19 protein-coding genes are annotated in these 16310 nt (G+C 67.4%); 8 read left to right on the plus strand and 11 right to left on the minus strand.

What is annotated here, in order from left to right:
• Positions 1-116: 116 nt before the first annotated feature.
• The 4 genes from pstS to trxA all read right to left on the minus strand — a co-directional run bounded on the left by pstS (position 117) and on the right by trxA (position 4106).
• Positions 117-1214: a phosphate ABC transporter substrate-binding protein PstS gene (gene pstS, locus D451_RS0100300; RefSeq protein WP_017533006.1), complete on the minus strand. Its 1098-nt coding sequence runs from the start codon at positions 1212-1214 to the stop codon at positions 117-119.
• A 404-nt stretch (positions 1215-1618) separates the two neighbouring features.
• Complete coding sequence (locus tag D451_RS0100305) at positions 1619-2401, minus strand: response regulator transcription factor (protein WP_014908144.1); 783 nt, start codon at positions 2399-2401, stop codon at positions 1619-1621.
• A 49-nt stretch (positions 2402-2450) separates the two neighbouring features.
• Positions 2451-3323, minus strand: a complete 873-nt coding sequence (gene pstB, locus D451_RS0100310; protein ID WP_014912682.1) for a phosphate ABC transporter ATP-binding protein PstB — start codon at positions 3321-3323, stop codon at positions 2451-2453.
• 411 nt (positions 3324-3734) lie between these two features.
• A complete protein-coding gene (trxA, locus tag D451_RS0100315; protein ID WP_014912214.1) occupies positions 3735-4106 on the minus strand; it encodes a thioredoxin in 372 nt (123 codons plus the stop codon).
• 297 nt (positions 4107-4403) lie between these two features.
• On the opposite strand from trxA, the gene D451_RS0100320 reads away from it, so the two are divergent.
• Complete coding sequence (locus D451_RS0100320; protein ID WP_017533007.1) at positions 4404-4760, plus strand: DUF202 domain-containing protein; 357 nt, start codon at positions 4404-4406, stop codon at positions 4758-4760.
• Positions 4757-5122 carry a DUF202 domain-containing protein gene (locus D451_RS0100325; protein WP_017533008.1) on the plus strand — a complete coding sequence of 122 codons (366 nt, stop codon included), beginning with the start codon at positions 4757-4759 and terminating at the stop codon, positions 5120-5122. The genes D451_RS0100320 and D451_RS0100325 overlap by 4 nt, the downstream gene beginning before the upstream one ends.
• Before the next feature lie 269 nt (positions 5123-5391).
• Here D451_RS0100325 and D451_RS0100330 read toward each other — a convergent pair whose 3' ends face one another.
• The 3 genes from D451_RS0100330 to D451_RS0100340 all read right to left on the minus strand — a co-directional run bounded on the left by D451_RS0100330 (position 5392) and on the right by D451_RS0100340 (position 8124).
• The gene (locus tag D451_RS0100330; protein ID WP_014908572.1) at positions 5392-6375 is read right to left on the minus strand and encodes an NAD-dependent epimerase/dehydratase family protein; all 984 of its coding nucleotides are present in this window, start codon (positions 6373-6375) and stop codon (positions 5392-5394) included.
• Between the two features lie 101 nt (positions 6376-6476).
• Positions 6477-7190 (minus strand): PIG-L deacetylase family protein, encoded by a 714-nt coding sequence (locus D451_RS0100335; protein WP_014912052.1) that lies wholly within the window; start codon positions 7188-7190, stop codon positions 6477-6479.
• A gap of 115 nt (positions 7191-7305) precedes the next feature.
• Positions 7306-8124, minus strand: a complete 819-nt coding sequence (locus D451_RS0100340) for a WbqC family protein (protein ID WP_017533009.1) — start codon at positions 8122-8124, stop codon at positions 7306-7308.
• 271 nt (positions 8125-8395) lie between these two features.
• Between D451_RS0100340 and D451_RS0100345 the strand changes: the two genes are divergently transcribed.
• Together D451_RS0100345 and D451_RS0100350 are read left to right on the plus strand one after the other, a co-directional pair.
• Positions 8396-9937: a glycosyltransferase family 2 protein gene (locus D451_RS0100345; RefSeq protein ID WP_014911317.1), complete on the plus strand. Its 1542-nt coding sequence runs from the start codon at positions 8396-8398 to the stop codon at positions 9935-9937.
• Between the two features lie 161 nt (positions 9938-10098).
• Complete coding sequence (locus D451_RS0100350) at positions 10099-10494, plus strand: DUF3817 domain-containing protein (protein WP_014913372.1); 396 nt, start codon at positions 10099-10101, stop codon at positions 10492-10494.
• Here the strand turns inward: D451_RS0100350 and D451_RS0100355 are convergent.
• The 3 genes from D451_RS0100355 to D451_RS0100365 all read right to left on the minus strand — a co-directional run bounded on the left by D451_RS0100355 (position 10470) and on the right by D451_RS0100365 (position 12554).
• Positions 10470-11270: an SURF1 family protein gene (locus D451_RS0100355; RefSeq protein ID WP_017533010.1), complete on the minus strand. Its 801-nt coding sequence runs from the start codon at positions 11268-11270 to the stop codon at positions 10470-10472. The two genes, D451_RS0100350 and D451_RS0100355, sit on opposite strands and share 25 nt — an antisense overlap.
• Positions 11271-11724: 454 nt before the next feature.
• On the minus strand, positions 11725-11919 hold the full coding sequence (locus tag D451_RS0100360) for a type II toxin-antitoxin system VapB family antitoxin (protein ID WP_014909542.1): 195 nt from the start codon (positions 11917-11919) through the stop codon (positions 11725-11727).
• A 104-nt stretch (positions 11920-12023) separates the two neighbouring features.
• Positions 12024-12554, minus strand: a complete 531-nt coding sequence (locus D451_RS0100365; RefSeq protein ID WP_017533011.1) for a DinB family protein — start codon at positions 12552-12554, stop codon at positions 12024-12026.
• Positions 12555-12706: 152 nt separating this feature from the next.
• Here D451_RS0100365 and D451_RS0100370 point away from each other — a divergent pair, with 152 nt between their 5' ends.
• On the plus strand, positions 12707-13474 hold the full coding sequence (locus tag D451_RS0100370; RefSeq protein ID WP_017533012.1) for an alpha/beta fold hydrolase: 768 nt from the start codon (positions 12707-12709) through the stop codon (positions 13472-13474).
• 34 nt (positions 13475-13508) lie between these two features.
• Here D451_RS0100370 and D451_RS0100375 read toward each other — a convergent pair whose 3' ends face one another.
• Positions 13509-13952: a VOC family protein gene (locus D451_RS0100375; RefSeq protein WP_014908197.1), complete on the minus strand. Its 444-nt coding sequence runs from the start codon at positions 13950-13952 to the stop codon at positions 13509-13511.
• Positions 13953-14204: 252 nt separating this feature from the next.
• Between D451_RS0100375 and D451_RS0100380 the strand changes: the two genes are divergently transcribed.
• The 3 genes from D451_RS0100380 to D451_RS0100390 are packed head-to-tail and all read left to right on the plus strand — an operon-like array spanning position 14205 to position 16286.
• Complete coding sequence (locus D451_RS0100380; protein ID WP_017533013.1) at positions 14205-15173, plus strand: ABC transporter ATP-binding protein; 969 nt, start codon at positions 14205-14207, stop codon at positions 15171-15173.
• Entirely contained in the window at positions 15170-16027 is an 858-nt protein-coding gene (locus D451_RS0100385; protein ID WP_014909133.1) for an ABC transporter permease, read from the plus strand. The genes D451_RS0100380 and D451_RS0100385 overlap by 4 nt, the downstream gene beginning before the upstream one ends.
• Entirely contained in the window at positions 16017-16286 is a 270-nt protein-coding gene (locus tag D451_RS0100390) for a helix-turn-helix transcriptional regulator (RefSeq protein ID WP_014911179.1), read from the plus strand. Before D451_RS0100385 ends, D451_RS0100390 begins: the two co-directional genes overlap by 11 nt.
• The last annotated feature ends 24 nt before the right edge of the window (positions 16287-16310 follow it).

A 16310-nucleotide genomic window follows, 5' to 3' on the forward strand; every position in this document is an offset into this window, starting at 1 on the left:
TTCTCCTCTTGATGGCTTTCGTGGGAGTCGGAGAGCGGTTCACCCCTGTGACCCCGGGGCGGAGGGAGGGGGTGGGGCCGGGAACCCGCGTTCCCGGCCCCTGAGGGGGGAGGGGTCTAGCCCTCGTCGCCGTTCTCGGAGTTGGTCTTCTCCAGTTCGGCGATGACGCGCTCGGTCAGCTCGTCGCCGAGCGGGGCGTAGCCCAGCTCACCGGCGAGGTCCTGAGCGGACTCGTCGGTCAGGGCCCAGGTCCAGAAGTCGATGATGGCGTCGGCCGACTCCTGGTCGTAGCCGCAGGTGTAGGTGAAGATCCAGTTGGTACCGGCGATCGGGTAGCCCTCGCCGCCGATGCCGTCGATCGCGAACTGGAAGTTGTCCGGAACATCGGCCTCCTCGGAGGCGGCGATGGTGGACTCCAGGGTCGGCTCGATCGGGGTGCCGTCGGCGTTCACGACCTTGGCGACGGACAGCCCCGCCTCCTGGGCGTAGGACTGGTTGACGTAGCCGATACCGCCGGGGTTCTGGCTGATGCCCTGGGCGACGCCGTCGTTCTGCTGGCCGCCGACCAGGCCGGAGGCCCAGTCGAGCTCCTTGCCCTCGCCGTACTCGTCGGCCCACGACTCGACCTCGGTGGCCAGGTAGTGCGTGAACACGGCCGTGGTGCCGGAGCTGTCGGAGCGGTGGACCGGGACGATCTCGTCGCTCGGCAGGTCCATGTCCGGGTTGAGCTCGGCGATCGCCGGGTCGTCGAAGCTGGTGATCTCGGTGGAGTAGATGCCGGCGATGGTCTCGGCGTCCAGCACCAGACCGTCGAGGTCCGGGTTGTTGAAGGCGATGACCACGGAGCCGAACACGACGGGGAACTGGACGGCCTCGCAACCGCGGGCCTCGGCCGCGGCCTCCAGGCTCTCCTCACCGAGGTACTCCTCGGAGGAACCGAAGTCGACCGTCTGCTCCAGGAACTGCTCGATCCCGGCGCCGGAACCGACACTCTGGTAGTTGATGTCCACGCCCGACTGGACGTCGGAGTTGTAGGTGTAGATCCAGTCCTGGAAGAGCGGGTCCGGGAAGCTGGCGCCGGCGCCGGTCAGCGACGCGCTGAGGTCGCCACCACCGTCACCCGTCGCGTCGGTCTCCCCGCCCCCGTTGCTGCACGCCGCCGCGAGCAGAGGGATGGCCGCCAGAACGGCGAGCTTGGAACGCCCGTTGCGCATGTCGTAGTTCTCCTCGTTGAATCACCGCTGTCGGGGCTGACGTGAAACGACAGTAAGCGCGTAGAAAGTCGTGGTGACATCGAAATAGAGGACGTTCGGTAGAAGAAGGGTGAATGCCGGGTGAATCAGTGTCACCATTCGATAACGGGTACGGTGTGTGGTGGCGACGGTGATTCTCGGTGATCGTCCCGATCGAAGCATCGATCCGCCCTGAGCTGCGGTGACGTCGGGGCTCTCGGTCTTGTCACGTGGGTGACCCGGAGATGTCGATGACACCTCGGATTTCTCTTCGGTTCACCTCTCCATGTGTCTTCGAAGAAAATGACCCGGACATGTGAGAAGGGCCTCCCCGGTGTTCACCGGGGGGCCTGTTCGAGAAATCCTCGGATGCTTTTTCGGTGCGGTCAGCCCTGTCCGGTGTCGAGCCGGTAGCCGATACCGCGCACCGTGTGGATGAACCTCGGGCGGGCCTCGGAGTCACCGAGCTTGTGCCGCAGCCGCCGGATGTGCACGGCGATCGTGTTGTTCACCGGAGGCAGCGGCTTGTGCCACACCTCGGTCCACAACTCCTCCCGGCTGACCACCCGTCCGCTGTGCCGGAGGAGGAAGTCCATGATCCCGAACTCCCGCAGCGCCAGGTTGACCGGCTGTCCGTCCACGAACAGGCGGTGTCCCAGGGCGTCCAGCTCCAGGTCGCCCGAGCGCAGCGCCGTCGGCCGGGGCGTCCCCACCTCGGGGAGCCCCTCCGAGCCGGGCAGCGAACCGCGCAACAGCGCCGCCAGCTCCGGGATCCGGTAGGGCCGGCTGACGCAGGCGGTCGCGCCCGCGGCCAACGCCCGGACCGCTCGCTGGGAGTCGCCCGGCCCCACCCCGATCAGTATCGGGATGTCGATGGCCCGGCGGGTGACCCGCACCAGCGTCTCCAGGTCGACCTCGGGCGGATCCGCACTGGTCAAGAGGGTGTCCGGACGCAGCATTCCGACCCGCAGCAGGGCCTCCGCGCCGTCCACGCACACGGTGATGTCCACATCGTGCCCGCTCAGCGAGAGCACCAGCCGGTGGGACTGCTCCGACTCCGGTTCCACCAACAGCACCCTGAGCGGACCCTCCATCCGCTCCACACGTCCTTCGTCGTCCGGCGCGCCCATAGGGGAGGGGACCGGGGAGGAAGAGGTGAGCGCGGTCATGAGCGGGGTCCACTTCGTCGAGGGGGCGGTCGGGTGGAACGCGGAGGGTCTACCCGAAGCGGCCCGAGATGTAGTCCTCGGTGCGCTGGTCGGCGGGCTTGCTGAAGATCTTGGCGGTCTCGTCGAACTCCACGAGGCTGCCGTAACGCTCGTTGTCGTCGTCCACGGAGGCGGTGAAGAACGCGGTCCGGTCCGAGACGCGGGCCGCCTGCTGCATGTTGTGGGTGACGATGACGATCGTGTACTCGGCCGCCAGCTCGTACATCAGGTCCTCGATCTTGAGCGTGGCGATCGGGTCCAGAGCCGAGCAGGGCTCGTCCATGAGGATGACCTCGGGGTTCACCGCGATGGTGCGGGCGATGCACAGGCGCTGCTGCTGGCCGCCGGAGAGGGCGAAGGCGCTCTCCTTCAGCTTGTCCTTGACCTCGTCCCACAGGGCGGCCTTGGTCAGGGTCTCCTCGACCAGGTCGTCCATGTTCCCGCGCATCCCGTTGATCCGGGGACCGTAGGCGATGTTGTCGTAGATGGACTTGGGGAACGGGTTGGGCTTCTGGAAGACCATGCCGATCCGGCGGCGCACCTCGATCGGGTCCACGTCGGGGGCGTACAGGTCCTCACCGTGGTAGGTCACCCTGCCCTCGACCCGGGCGCCGGGGATGAGGTCGTTCATCCGGTTCAGGGTGCGCAGGACCGTGCTCTTGCCACAGCCGGACGGGCCGATCATCGCGGTGATCTGGCGCGGTCCCACCTTCATGTTCACATCGCGCACGGCCTTGTTGGTCCCGTAGTGGATCGACAGGTCGACGATGTCGAAGACGGGGTCGCCCAGGCCGGGGACCTCACGGTTGTACCGGACGGTGTCGGGGGCGATCCCGCGGCCGGACTCGGTGCCGCGAGCGGACGCGGTGTTGCTGACAGACATGGGGCCACTTCCGGTTGGGACGGTGCTTGCGCGGTGGTGTCGTTCGGGGGGTGGAACCCGCGGAGCGCGGTCGAGTCCCATGGAAAAGGGTGTGCATGAAGCGAAGGTGAACGAACCTCGTGGCCAAGATGAACGTGGGCGGTGGAGTGGGAAGCATCCGGTGACGTCTCGGTGTCCTCCCACTCCGGAGAGCGTCCGAACGTCCTGCGGCGCACCGGATCGGACGGTGACCGGCGGGTCCGGGCGGGTCTCGCGAAGGGCGCGGTACGGCGGCGCGTGCGACCTCTTCGGCGGGGCGATGGTGATCGGGGCGCGGGGGACTCCCCCCGGAATGACATGCGCCCCGGTGGGCCCTCCGAGGGGGCCCGCCGGGGCGGGGTCGACGTGCCCCGTTCCCGGGGCGGCGCCTCGTTACTTCTGTCCTTCGCCCTGCTCGGCGATCTTCTGCTTGACCTCGTCCATGTCGAGCTCCTTGGCCTGGGTGATCAGGCTCTCCAGGGCCTCGGAGGGCAGCGCACCCGGCTCGTTGTAGATGACCGTCTGGTCACGGACGATCATCAGGGTCGGGATGGACTGGATCTTGAATTCGAAGGCGAGCTCGCGCTGGGCCTCGGTGTCGACCTTCGCGTGCACGATGTCGGTGTGCTTGTCCGAGGAGTTCTCGAACACCGGGGCGAACTGCCGGCAGGGCCCGCACCAGTCCGCCCAGAAGTCGATGAGAACGAAGCTGTTGTCCTTCAGCGTTTCGGCGAAGTTGTCCTTGGTGAGTTCGACGGTGGGCACGTGGTCTCCTGCTCTTCGTTCGTACTGTGGTGTCGACCGGTGGCCAACTGCCATCCTCCTGGGTGCTACAGCGGTCGTGCCCGCTCGTTTGTTCCGCATGCCCGATAAGACGACCGAATAGCCGGACGGCCAGGGTTTTTCCTACCCAACACGTGGTTCATATCTGTTTGGGAGGAAAGCCCTCGCGAGGTTAGTGTCGGCCGGAGCGACATGAGTTCATCGTCGTGACCGTGGACTTCGGTCGGGGGACCGGATCCACGCGAGACAGGGATCGAACACGAACCGTCCGGGGGAGCGATGGGCACGGAGGACGAGGGCGGCCCCGAGAAGGCCGGAACCGTCGACTACCGCTTCACCTTGGCCAATGAGCGCACCTTCCTGGCCTGGATCCGCACCGCCCTCGCCCTGTTGGCGGGGGCCGTCGCCGTCCTTCACCTGCTGCCGCTCGGATGGGCCGAGGGCCCGCGCACGGCGGTGGGACTGCTCCTGGCCCTTCTCGCCGGGGCGGTGACCGTCTACGCCCCGGTGCGCTGGTACAGGGTGCAGCGGATCATGAGCAGTGGCGGCACCCTCCGGATGAGCGGGCTGCCGCTCATCACCGCCTTCGCGGTGGGGCTGGTGTGCCTGCTCGTCCTGCTGGGCAACCTGCTGTGACCGAGGAGGGGCGGGACCCCGGCCTCCAACCGGAACGCACCCTGCTGTCCTGGCAGCGCACACTCATCCTGCTGGTCCTGGTGGGGTTGCTCTACCTGCGCGGCCCCCTGGTGCCCGGGGCCGCCGTCCTGCGCGAGGCCCCGGTCCCGCTCCGTGTGGGCGTCCTGGCCCTGGTCCTTCTGCTGGTCGCGCTCCTGGGGCTGCATCTGTGGCGGAGATGGCGACGGACCGACCATGGTCTGCGTGAGCCCGGAGGAACCGGACCGCCGGAGAGTGTGGCCCGCCCCTGGGCCATGGTCCTGTTGGGGATCGGCGTCCTCTCCCTCACCGTGGCCGTGACGATGACGGCGATCCTGCCCTGAGAACGGGCCGAACGGGGGCGCCGTCCTTCGCGGTCGTGGAGCCCGGTGCCATGCCCTGGAACGGGCGGAACGGGCCGGAGGAGAGAACGGTCGGTGCCGCCTCCCCACTCCCTACGACGGGTGTGGTCCTCGTCCGAGGCGATACGGGGGAACGGGCCCCGTGCTCGCCCGGTCTCGCGGTTCGACGCGCGACGACGGCCGGTCATGGGAGAAAGGGGTCGGGCGGCGGGGCGCCCGGTTCGTTCCCCTCCACGGCGGCCGGATGCTCCCTAGGCCGGCGTGGGCACGGCCTCGACGGAACGGCGGTACTCGATGATGGAGTCGATGATCGCGTTCAGGTCCCGGGTCGGCTCGTAGCCGATCAACCGTCGGGCCAGCGAGGTGTCGGGGTAGCGACGCTGCATGTCCTCGTACCCCTCCCCATAGGCCTCTTCGTAGTCCATGTAGGTGATCTCGCTTTCGGATCCGGTCAGCTCCACGACACGGTCGGCCAGCCCCTTGATCGAGATCTCCTCGTGCCCGCCCAGGTTGACCGCCTGGTGGTAGGCCTCCGGGGTCTCCAGGAGACGGGGCAGCGTGGGGACCACGTCGAACACCGAACCGAAGCAGCGGCGCTGGGTGCCGGTGCCGTACACGGTGATGGGCTCACCGGACACGGCCTGGTCGACGAACCGCGGGACGACCATGCCGTAACGGCCGGTCTGGCGGGGCCCGACCACGTTGAAGAAACGGGTGATGACGCAGGGCACGTCGGACTCGGTCCCGTGGACGTAGGCGACCAGCTCGTCCAGACCCTTCGCGGCGGCGTAGGACCACCGGCTCTTGAGCGGTGAACCGTAGATCCGATCGTCGTGCTCGGTGAGACCGTCGGCGTCGTTCTTGCCGTAGACCTCGCTGGTGGAGGCGACCATGTAGGGGACGCGGTGACGTACCGCGGCCTCGACGACGTTCTCGGTCCCGTGCAGGTTGGTCCTCAGTGAACGGAGCGGGTTGTCGACGATCGTGTGCACGCCCACCGCGGCGGCGAGGTGATAGACGGCGTCGGCCCCCTCGACGAGGGAGTCCACCAGATCTCGGTCCAGGATGTCCCCTTGGACGAAGCGCAGCGCCGGTGAACTCCGGATCCGGGACAGGTTGTCCAAGGAACCGGTCGATAGATCGTCGATGACGACGACCTCGTGCCCTTGGGCGATCAGATGGTCGCTCAGGTGCGAGCCGATGAAGCCGGCGCCGCCGGTGATGACAGCCTTCATGGTTTCCCCTCCACTACGGGCGATGTTGGTTGGTGCTCTTCACAAGGGATGAGAGTTCGGGTGACGGGTGGGGGAGCCCCGATGGGTGTCCCGGGGCGTGCTCATGCCAGGTGGCGCAGCACGTGATAGCCCTCGCCCAGACAGACCCCGGCCTGCATGCCCCGCAGGACGGAGAGACTGCGCAGGGTGAGTTCGGAGCGGGTGTGCGGGTGCGAGTGGGTCTGGGAGCCGTACAGCTCCATGCCGTGGAGCTTGGCCAGCAGGTCCTCCTCCTCCAGTTCGACGATGAGGTTGGGAGAGTCGGCGGGCTCGGCGCGCCACTGGTCGGCGGCCTCCTCGTAGGCCAGGACCAGGCGCGGGTGGTGTCGCAGGCGGGTGTCGGAGGGGCGCAGCGCGGTGTGCACCGCCTCGGCGGTGGCCTGGTGGTCCTGGTTGTAGCTGGTGCGATGCGGTACGAGCACCACGGTCGGTTCCAACCGCGCGATCGATATGGGGCTCTCCCGTTCGATCAACCGGGTCAGGTCCACCCGGGGGACCGAGTCGAGCCGCAGATGGTAGGCGTCCCCCGGCAGCGCCATGTGCCAGTCGTCCCAGAGGAAGTGTTCGGAGACCTTCTTGATCTCGGTGTGCCGTTCCATGGCCGTGGAGAAGCCCTTGGGCGACTCGTCGGCGGTGTCCCCGACCGTCATGAACTGCACGTAGACCTCGGCGCCCGCCCGTTTGGCCTTGCTCATGAGACCGCCACAGCCGAGGGTCTCGTCATCGGGGTGGGGAGCGTAGATCAGGAGGCGTTCCTGAGACCAGTCCGTCGTCATGCTGGGTTTCCCGTTCTTAGCCGAATGATCAGGGCGATCGTGGTCACCCGGGCCGTCGTCGAACCGCACCGCGATCGTGGTCCGGGAGATCGGTGATCCATGTCACCGAACTTTGTCAGGTGCCGGTTCTCGCTTGTCGGAGGACATGCAGTGAGTTCAGTCCGGCGTTGAGCAGGAGATCGATCGCGGACAAGCGGGGGACGAACGTTTCGGTGGCCTTACGGGTGTGCTGTGGATATCGCGGATGGCGGAAGTCCTGCCATTCGACCTCCACCCCGTAACGCCGCAGAATCTCGGGGTCCAGGTAGCCCCTGGCCCCGTTTCCCGAGATCAACGTGTTCGCCCCGACCTTGGCGCAGATCTGGGCCAGCAACTCGCTCTTGGTCCCGGGGAAGTCCCCGAGCTCTCCGGCGCGCAGGATCGGCGTGTCGATGCCGAATCCGCGCAACAGCAGGCGTGTGGTCGCTATCGCCAGATCGGACAGGTCCTCCCACTCGCTCTCGTACAGATGGGCGATCTCCTCTTTGTGGTCGTTCCAGTACGGTGCCTTGCGGTAACAGTGTTCCGCGAGTGCTCTATAGTGCTTCTCTCTCCATTTTCGAGTGTTATCGATCTTTTTGTCCCGAATGAGCTCGGAGCGACTCTCCTGCACCACGGGCACGGTGAGCAACACCGGTTCCCCGGTTCCCGATATGTAGTTCCGGTTCTGCCAGCCCCGACGTTCGAACTGAACCGTGTCGAGCATGACGAAGTGGTCAGAGCGGTCTATCTTGTCGATAAGCCCCGACCAGGGCCAATAGTGGGGCTGGTGGATCGCCACGCGCGTACGTCTTTCGTTTTCGCAGGTGGCGTCGGTGTTCTTGCGATCGTTCCGGAGGTCGGGGTGGGCAGGATCGGGCGAGGATGAACGCGATTCGCCGATCATGCCGGTCATTCTCCTTCTTCGTTGGCTCACGATTGACGAGGATTTTCCTGATTCCATAGCGGAAGCGGATAAACCGGTGGTAGTAGTGCTCCTCCGGAGTCTCGCCACAAATTATCCTCTAATGGTTACCACTGATCGCATCCCGATGTATACGATTTTCGTGGCCTACATAGGACGTGAGGTCGGGTGAACCTCGCGCCCGCGTGGGGCGTCAACCTAACGCCGACATCGCGGGTTAATGTCGGGCCGAAACCGATAACTTTCGGAGGGTCCTAGGGCTGTGCGTATCGCGCGTTTCATCGGTGGCCTGCTGACCGGGTTGACAGCCCTGGTCCTGGTCGTCGCACTCTTCGTCTTCTGGTTCGATTTCGCCACGGGGCTCGCCGCCGCCTCCGGTCTCGGAGCCCTCGGCTACGTTTTCCTGTGGATGGCCTTCGGGCTCAACCTGTTGCTGTGGACGATCCTCGGCCTACTCCGCCTGGCCGAGGACGGTGCCAGGTCCGTGTTCCGTCGCGGGCCCGAACGTCGCGGAAGCCGGACCGCGGTCCGCGGCCGCGAACACGAGAAGGTGCTCGTCGGGGCGGGCGGACCCGTCGAGATCGCCGGTTCCGACACCACATCGGGCGACGAGGGCGGCGCCCTCGCCGCACCCGACTCCTCCGGCGGCCTCGCGCCCAGGGACCCCGATGACATCACCATCGCCGTCATCATCCCCGCGCACAACGAGGAACCGGTGATCGACACGGCCATCTCCTCGGCTCTGGGACTGTTCCCACGCTGGGACGTCTACGTCGTCTCCGACTCGTCCAAGGACGCCACCGCCGACATCGCCGCCAAGACCGGGGTGAACGTCCTCGAACTCCTCACCAACCGGGGCAAGGCCGGCGCCATCGAGGCGGTCATCGAGGAGTTCTCCCTGACCGATCACTACGACGGGGTCCTGATCCTGGACGCCGACACCGAACTCGACGCCGGCTACGTCGAGGGGGCCAAACGGCAACTCGCCGACCCCTCGGTGGCCGCCGTCGCCGGCTTCGTGGTCTCGGAGTGGAAGCCGAGGGAACGCTCCCTCGTCGGGCGGATCATCTCGGCCTACCGGGACCGCCTGTACTTCATGCTCCAGTACTTCATGCGTTTCGGTCAGACCTGGAAACGCGCCAACGTCTCCTTCATCGTGCCGGGCTTCGCCAGCGTCTACCGCAGCAGCGCGTTGGAGAAGATCACCGTCAACCCGCCGGGGCTGGTGATCGAGGACTTCAACATGACCTTCGAGGTGCACCACAAACGCCTCGGCCGTGTCTCGATGAACCCGGACACCAAGGCCTACAGCCAGGACCCGTTCACCTTCCGCGACTACCGGAAACAGGTCGGCCGCTGGACGCTCGGCTTCTGGCAGACGATCCGCCGCCACCGCCTGTGGCCCGGCCTCTTCTGCCTCTGCCTGGTGCTCTACGTGATCGAGGTCGTCCTGGTCTCGCTGATGTTCCTGTTCACCGTCGCGCTGGCGGCCTTCGTGCTGCTCGGCACGTTCGCCGGGGACCTGCTGTCGGGGGTCCCGTTCTTCACCGACTCGTTCACCGCGGTGACGGCGCTCCTACCGCTGACCGCCCTGGCCATCGGTCTGCTGGTGCCGGACTACATCCTCACCTGCGTCATGACCATGGTCCGGCGTCGCCCGTCCTACCTCTTCTACGGGCTGTTCTTCTTCCCGATCCGGGTGGTGGACGCCTACCTGTCCCTGAGGATGATCCCGAAGGCCTGGACCGCCAGGTCCGACGGACGCTGGAGCAGTCCCGTGCGGGTCTCGGGCAAGGGTCGTTGACGACGGCGCTCCGGGGTGGGGCGAACACGGATGTGAGATTGTCCGGGTCGTGCCCACCCCGGCGTCGTGCGGTTCCGAACAGCGCTTAGCCTCGATGGAGGGGAACCCGACCCTCCTCGGGTGAAGTCGTCGAATGGGTGTGTGCAGTGGACAAGAGCCGTGTGTCGTTCACGTTGTACCGGGTGCTGGCGTACGTGACGGGTGTCTTCCTGCTGGGGTTGACCTTCCTGGCCATGCCCGCCAAGTACCTGGTCGGCGAGAACTCCATGTTCGCCCTGGCGCCCGCCCCGCGGGGGGCCGAGCACTGGTTCGGGCCCGAGTCCCCGCTCATGCTCTTCATCGCCATGCCGCACGGCTACATCTACATGCTGTACGTGCTGGTCGTGCTGTGGGTGGCGCTGGACCGGCGTTGGGGGGCCGGTCGCACTCTGGGCGTGGTGCTCGCGGGCACCATCCCGATCCTCGGCTTCGTGGTGGAGCACCGTGTGGTCAAGAGTGAGCGGGCCAAGGAGGCCGCCGCCCTCGCCGGCGCTCAGGAATCCGCGCCCACCGGCTGATCCGGCCGCGCTCCGTCGTCCTTCGAGGCCCCACCCGACTCCCGGGTGCGGGCCTCGCTCGGTTCACGGCGCATGAGGATGATCCAGAAGACCACTCCGGAGACCCCGAACATCGCCCACTGGATCGCGTAGCTGAGGCTGCGCCAGTTGATCTTGAACTCGGTGGGCGGCTCCGGCGGCGGCACCGGGGTGAGGCCGTCCCCTCCGGCGGCCCCCTCGGGCAGCGTGAGGTAGGCCGCGTACAGCTGCTCGTCCCACGAGGAGGTGAGCACGGAGGGCGCGATCCGCTCGGCGGTCCCCTCCGGCGGGTCGCCCATGGGGATGTAGCCCTCCGAGGCGTCCTGCGGCGGCTGGAGCCATCCGGTGACGGTGACCTCTCCCTCCGGGGGAGCCGGAACGGCCTCGGGGTCCTCGACCCAGCCCCGGTTCACCGGCATCGCGGCGTTCTCGTCGGTGACCAGCGGGATCACCACGGCGTACCCTTCGACCCCGTCCAACAGCCACGGGACCAGCAGCTGCTCTTCGACGTGGAAGTCGCCGGTGATCTCGACCGCGGTGTTCGCGGTGAGCGCCGGGTGCAGGTAGGCGCCGGGCTCGCCCAGGTCGTCCACGGGGATCGCGTCGGCGAGCTCCTGGACGGGGTTGGTGATGACGTCCCGGTCGGGCTCGAAGGCACGAGTGCCCTGCCAGTAGGTACCGGCGGTGCACACGACGGCCACGAGCACGGCCGCCAGGTGGATGCCGAGCCAGCGTGGACTGAGGAGAGGTGAGCTCACCCGTCCAGGCTATGCGTGACCTTCGAGGAGGCGCCCATGACCCCTGGTTGACGATCGCCACAGTGGCTTGGCGGTTCATGCCCCGAGGAATGACGATCACTTTAAGTGATTTCTCGTGACGGAGGGTTGTTCTTCGTGGTCGTGGTGGGTACTGTTTCTATCAACGCGGAACGACAAGGTCGCTTCCGCGGAGAGACCTTCCAGGCCGCGACTCCAGGGGGGAGGAGTCGTGGGCCGCTTCCCAGAGCGGGGGTCGCCTCCGTACTTTGAGGGGGGATGCGGAGGCGACCCTCGCCACCTCGTAACGGGGGCGTTCTCACCGAAGGGTGAGGGCGCCCCCGTCGCTTTTCCCGTGGTCTCGTCCGCCTCGTGCGCGAAAGTCCGTCCGAGGGACGACGGCGCCCCGGCCGAAGAGCCTTCGACCGGGGCGCCGTCTTTCCGGGGGCGTCCGCCGTCAGTCCTCCGGGGCCCGACGTTTGGCGGCGGCCTCCGCCCGGTTGCGCTCGTGCATCGTCTCGGCCCGGCTCCGGTGGCGGGCCGCGTAGACCCGCAGGGCCAGGTTGACCGCCTCGTCCTCGCTCCGGGCCCCGGAGAACCGTATGGTCTCCCGGAGGGCCTCGTCGTCGATGTCGATCCAGGTCGGGCTCACTCCGCGCTCCTCGGGCTCTCGGGGGTGGGACGACCCCATCGTCCCGCATGCGGAGGGTGACGAGCGCGCTACGGAGAAAAGCGACCCGGGCGTGTCGCGGGTGGTCAGCCCATGGTCTTCTGCCCGTCCAGGGACTCCCGGACGATGTCCGCGTGACCACAGTGCTGTGAGATCTCACGGAGCATGTGCAGCAGGACGTCGCGTGCGGTCCAGGCGAGGTCCTCCTCGAACCAGGGGGCCTTCGGAAGCGGGTGCGAGACCTCCAGGTCGGGGAGCGAACGCACGTACTCCTCGGTGGCCCGGGCCGTCTCCGCGTAGTCGGCCAGGATCCCCTCCAGGGTCTCGCCTTCGAGGAGTCGGAAACCGTTCTCGTGCTTCTCGAAGGTCTCGGGGTTCTCATAGTCGACCTCGACGGGCCCGTCCTGGATGAACGCGATCCAGGAGCGTTCGACCTCGTTCAGGTGCTTGACGATCCCGGCCAGGTGCAGGGAGCTGTCCGTGGTGCGCCGGGTGGCCCGCTCCTCGTCGAGGCCTTGGAGAGTGGTGAGCAGGAACTCGCGCTGCTGGGCGAGGAACGTCAGGAGCGCCTCCCGCTCGACGTCGATGGTGCCGTTCACGCTGCTGTTCGTCGTCATGGTGGTTCCTTCACAGCTCGCCGTCTCGGATGCCTCGACACTAGAGAGCGTGGCGGTCGATTCCCGTCCTCCACTCCACACGGGCCCTGGAACCTTCTGGCCCTCCCGAAAGCACTACGGATAACCTGGCGTTCCGGCGACCCGGAGGTTCCATGGCTCTGATTCCGCTCCAGTACCGACTCGACGGCCCCGCCCACGCCCCCGTGGTCCTGCTGGTACCGCCGTTCGGCACGACGATGTCGGTCTGGGAACCACAGCTTCCCGAGCTCACCCGCGACCGGCGGGTCCTTCGGGTCAACCATCGGGGCCACGGACTCTCGCCGACGCCGGAGGGGCCCTACTCCGTCGAGGGTCTGGCCTTGGACGTGCTGGGGCTCTTGGGAGAACTGGGCTTCGGTCGGGTGGCGGCGGTCGGGGCCGGTTTCGGATCCTCGCTCCTGCTGTGGATCGCGGCCAACTCCCCCCGCTCCCTGGACCGGCTCGCGCTGCTGGCGTCCGCGTCGCGCACCCCGCCCATGCACCACTGGGCCCGGGTCGCCGACCGGGCGCGTGAAGGTGGGATGGAGGCGGTGGTCGAGAAGGTGACCCTGCCCTGGTTCACCCCCGGCTTCACGGCCGACGCCCCCGAGGTGGCGGCTCTGCTCACCGATGAGCTCCGCGGGGTCGACCCGGTCGCCTACGCGTCGCTCTGTGACGCGATCGTCCATATGGATCAGCGCGACCTGGTCTCCGGTGTGCGGGTTCCGACCATGGTGCTCTCCGCCGCGCACGATCCCCTGCTCCCACCCGGACATGGGCGCAGACTGGCCGACGGGATCGCCGATTCCCGGTTCGAGGTGGTATCCGGGGCGGCGCACCTTCTCGGTGTGGAACGCGCCGACCGGGTCAACGAGCTGCTGAGGGAGTACGTGGCCTCCTGAACGGCCGCGTTCCGGTCGGCCCGGGTCGGGCGGCTCAGCCCTCGGAGGACTCCATGTCCCGCACGGGTTCGTCCAACTCGACCATGGGGATCAGGGGCCGGTTGATCTCCAGGAGGTAGCCGTCCGGGTCGCGGAAGTGCGCGGCCCGGATGCCCCAGGCGGTCCAGTCCCGGGGCTCCATCACCTGGCGGGCCCCGCCGGCGGTCAGCCGCGCGGCCTCCTCGTCCACGTCGTCGACCTCGAAGATCACCGCGAGTCGATCCTGGTGGGGCAGTTCGGGGTCGGCGGTGTCGGTCTCCAACGCCTCGGCCATGACCTCGCGCTGGTTGAGGGCCAGGCGGGTCCCCGAGCGCACATCGAATTCGGCGTACCTGCTCTTCTCGTCGCCCCAGAGCACCGGGAGTCCGAGGACGTCGGAGTAGAAGTGGAAGCAGGCCTCGTAGTCGTTCACGAGAAGCCGGATGTAACTACAGCGCATGGGAGCCTCCTGCCGTGCGGGTGGGTGGTCGGCACCATTGTCATGTCCGAGAGTGGCGGATTCCCGGCTATCCGTACCCGCATCCCGGGTGGCCGAATGTGGTCACGTCCTTTCATTCCCCCATCGACCTGCTTGGACGGGTCCGGTTCTCTCTGATCTTCGCATGTGCTCGCCAACAGCGGCTGTACTCATAGATGTAGTACTCCTACTATCAAAAGAAGAAGAGATCCTATGGATAGGAGGAGGTGTGCTATGGGAACACCGGTCACACGACGGTCCGAGGCCCTGGCCGCCGGAGTCGAAGCGGAGATCGTCCTGCGGGTCGAGGACCTGCGGATGAACTACGGGAGGAAGGAGGTCCTCAAGGGGATCGACCTCACCGCCCGGCGCGGCGAGATCATCACGCTCCTGGGTCCGAACGGGGCCGGGAAGACCACCACTCTGGAGGTCCTGGAGGGCTTCCGGCGCCGCTCCTCCGGGAAGGTCGACGTCCTCGGTTCCGACCCGGAACACGGGGACGAGGCCTGGCGGGCGAGGTCGGGCGTGGTCCTCCAGTCCTGGCGCGACCACGGCGCCTGGAAGGTCCGCGACCTGCTCCACCACTTCGGTCGCTTCCACGCCCCCTACTCCACCCCCGACCGGATCCGCCCCTACGACACGGACACGCTGCTGGCCCTGGTCGGCCTCACCGAGCACGCGGGACAGCGGATCAAGCACCTCTCCGGTGGACAGCGGCGGCGCCTGGACGTGGCGATCGGCGTGGTCGGTCGTCCCGAGATCCTCTTCCTCGACGAACCCACCGCGGGCTTCGACCCGAAGGCCCGTCAGGCGTTCCACGACCTGCTCTTCCGGCTGGTCGACGAGGAGGACACCACGATCCTGCTCACCACCCACGACCTGGACGAGGCCGCGAAGCTCTCCGACCGCGTGCTCCTCCTCGCGGGCGGCAGGATCGTCACCGAGGGCAGCCCCGACGAACTGGCCGCCTCGGTGGCCGGGGACAGCGAGGTCACCTGGACCGTCGACGGGCGGCGTCACGTGCACGGCACGGACGCCCCGGCCTGGCACATCGCGGAACTGTACGCGGTGCACGGCGACGGGATCACCGACCTGAAGGTCACCCGGACGTCCTTGGAGGACGTGGACATGACCATGGTCCGGCGGTACGAGAGCGGGGACGCGGAGGTCGCCCCCGCCGACCTCGACGAGGAGAACCGATGAACCCCACTCTCAACGCGGTCCGCGCCGGTCTCTCCCGCGGTCGGATCGAGTACGGACTGTCCTTCCGCAACGGTCAGGAGCTGTTCGGCTACCTGTACATGCCGTGCCTGTTCCTGGGGTTGGCCCTCATCTTCCAGACGATGGGTCTGGGGGAGGGCGAGGTCCAGATGCCCGGGGCGTTCGTCCTCAGCGGCGGGTTGGCCTTCTCCTTGACGATCCTCGGTATCGCCACCGTCCTACAGACCCTGGCGAGTGAACGTGAGGACGGGACGCTACTGCGTGCCAAGGCCGTCCCCCGCGGGCTTTTGGGCTACACCGTCGCCAAGTCCACGCACATCGCGGCCGTGGCCGTCACGATGGCGCTCCTCACGGTGGTGCCGGGGCTGCTGTTCGTCGACGACTTCGGTTTCGAGCGGTGGACCGACGTGCTGGTGCTGCTCTGGGTGTGCGTCCTCGGGGTGCTCGCCCTCGCGCCCATCGGCGCGATCATCGGCGCTCTGGTCGGAAACGCCCGAACGGGTGTCTCTCTGGCGATGCTGCCCACCGTCGTCGTCCTGATGTTCTCCGGCCTGGTCATGCCCTTGACGCTCATGCCCGACTGGATGTTGGACATCGGCCGTCTCCTGCCGGTGTACTGGCTCGGCCTGGGGCTTCGCGCCGCCCTCCTGCCGGACTCCTACGCGGCCTTCGAACTCGCGGGTTCGTGGGAGTTGCCGTTGGTCGCCGGTGTCCTGGCAGGCTGGGCGGTGGTCGGACTCCTCCTCGCACAGTGGGTGCTGCGGAGGATGGCCCGGAAACAGTCGGGGTCGAGGGTCCAGGAAGCCCGGGAGAAGGCGATGAAGCGTGCCTGGTGAGAAGAGCGTCGGTCGCCGTGACAAGGCGTCCACGGAGATCATCCACAACCGGATCGCGATGCTGCGGGCCGAACGCGGGGTCTCCCGTCGGCAGCTGGCGGAGGCCCTGGGCGTCCACTATCAGACCGTCGGCTACCTGGAGCGGGGCGAGTACAGTCCGAGCCTCCACCTGGCGCTGCGGATCTCCCGCTACTTCGAGGTCCCCGTGGAGGTCGTCTTCTCCATCGAGCCCTTCCCCCGTATCGGCCACCGACCGTAGATCCCCCGACCCGACCGGAACGAG

Origin of the sequence: Nocardiopsis alba DSM 43377 (assembly GCF_000341225.1) — a bacterium.
Classification (GTDB): Bacteria; Actinomycetota; Actinomycetes; order Streptosporangiales; family Streptosporangiaceae; genus Nocardiopsis; species Nocardiopsis alba.

What these genes read in the sequence shown, in the direction of transcription:
- pstS (WP_017533006.1), bottom strand. Translation starts at nt 1,214, where the DNA reads ATGCGCAACGGGCGTTCCAAGCTCGCCGTTCTGGCGGCCATCCCTCTG.
- D451_RS0100305 (WP_014908144.1), bottom strand. Translation starts at nt 2,401, where the DNA reads ATGACCGCGCTCACCTCTTCCTCCCCGGTCCCCTCCCCTATGGGCGCG.
- pstB (WP_014912682.1), bottom strand. Translation starts at nt 3,323, where the DNA reads ATGTCTGTCAGCAACACCGCGTCCGCTCGCGGCACCGAGTCCGGCCGC.
- D451_RS0100320 (WP_017533007.1), top strand. Translation starts at nt 4,404, where the DNA reads ATGGGCACGGAGGACGAGGGCGGCCCCGAGAAGGCCGGAACCGTCGAC.
- D451_RS0100330 (WP_014908572.1), bottom strand. Translation starts at nt 6,375, where the DNA reads ATGAAGGCTGTCATCACCGGCGGCGCCGGCTTCATCGGCTCGCACCTG.
- D451_RS0100335 (WP_014912052.1), bottom strand. Translation starts at nt 7,190, where the DNA reads ATGACGACGGACTGGTCTCAGGAACGCCTCCTGATCTACGCTCCCCAC.
- D451_RS0100340 (WP_017533009.1), bottom strand. Translation starts at nt 8,124, where the DNA reads ATGACCGGCATGATCGGCGAATCGCGTTCATCCTCGCCCGATCCTGCC.
- D451_RS0100365 (WP_017533011.1), bottom strand. Translation starts at nt 12,554, where the DNA reads ATGACGACGAACAGCAGCGTGAACGGCACCATCGACGTCGAGCGGGAG.
- D451_RS0100370 (WP_017533012.1), top strand. Translation starts at nt 12,707, where the DNA reads ATGGCTCTGATTCCGCTCCAGTACCGACTCGACGGCCCCGCCCACGCC.
- D451_RS0100375 (WP_014908197.1), bottom strand. Translation starts at nt 13,952, where the DNA reads ATGCGCTGTAGTTACATCCGGCTTCTCGTGAACGACTACGAGGCCTGC.
- D451_RS0100380 (WP_017533013.1), top strand. Translation starts at nt 14,205, where the DNA reads ATGGGAACACCGGTCACACGACGGTCCGAGGCCCTGGCCGCCGGAGTC.
- D451_RS0100385 (WP_014909133.1), top strand. Translation starts at nt 15,170, where the DNA reads ATGAACCCCACTCTCAACGCGGTCCGCGCCGGTCTCTCCCGCGGTCGG.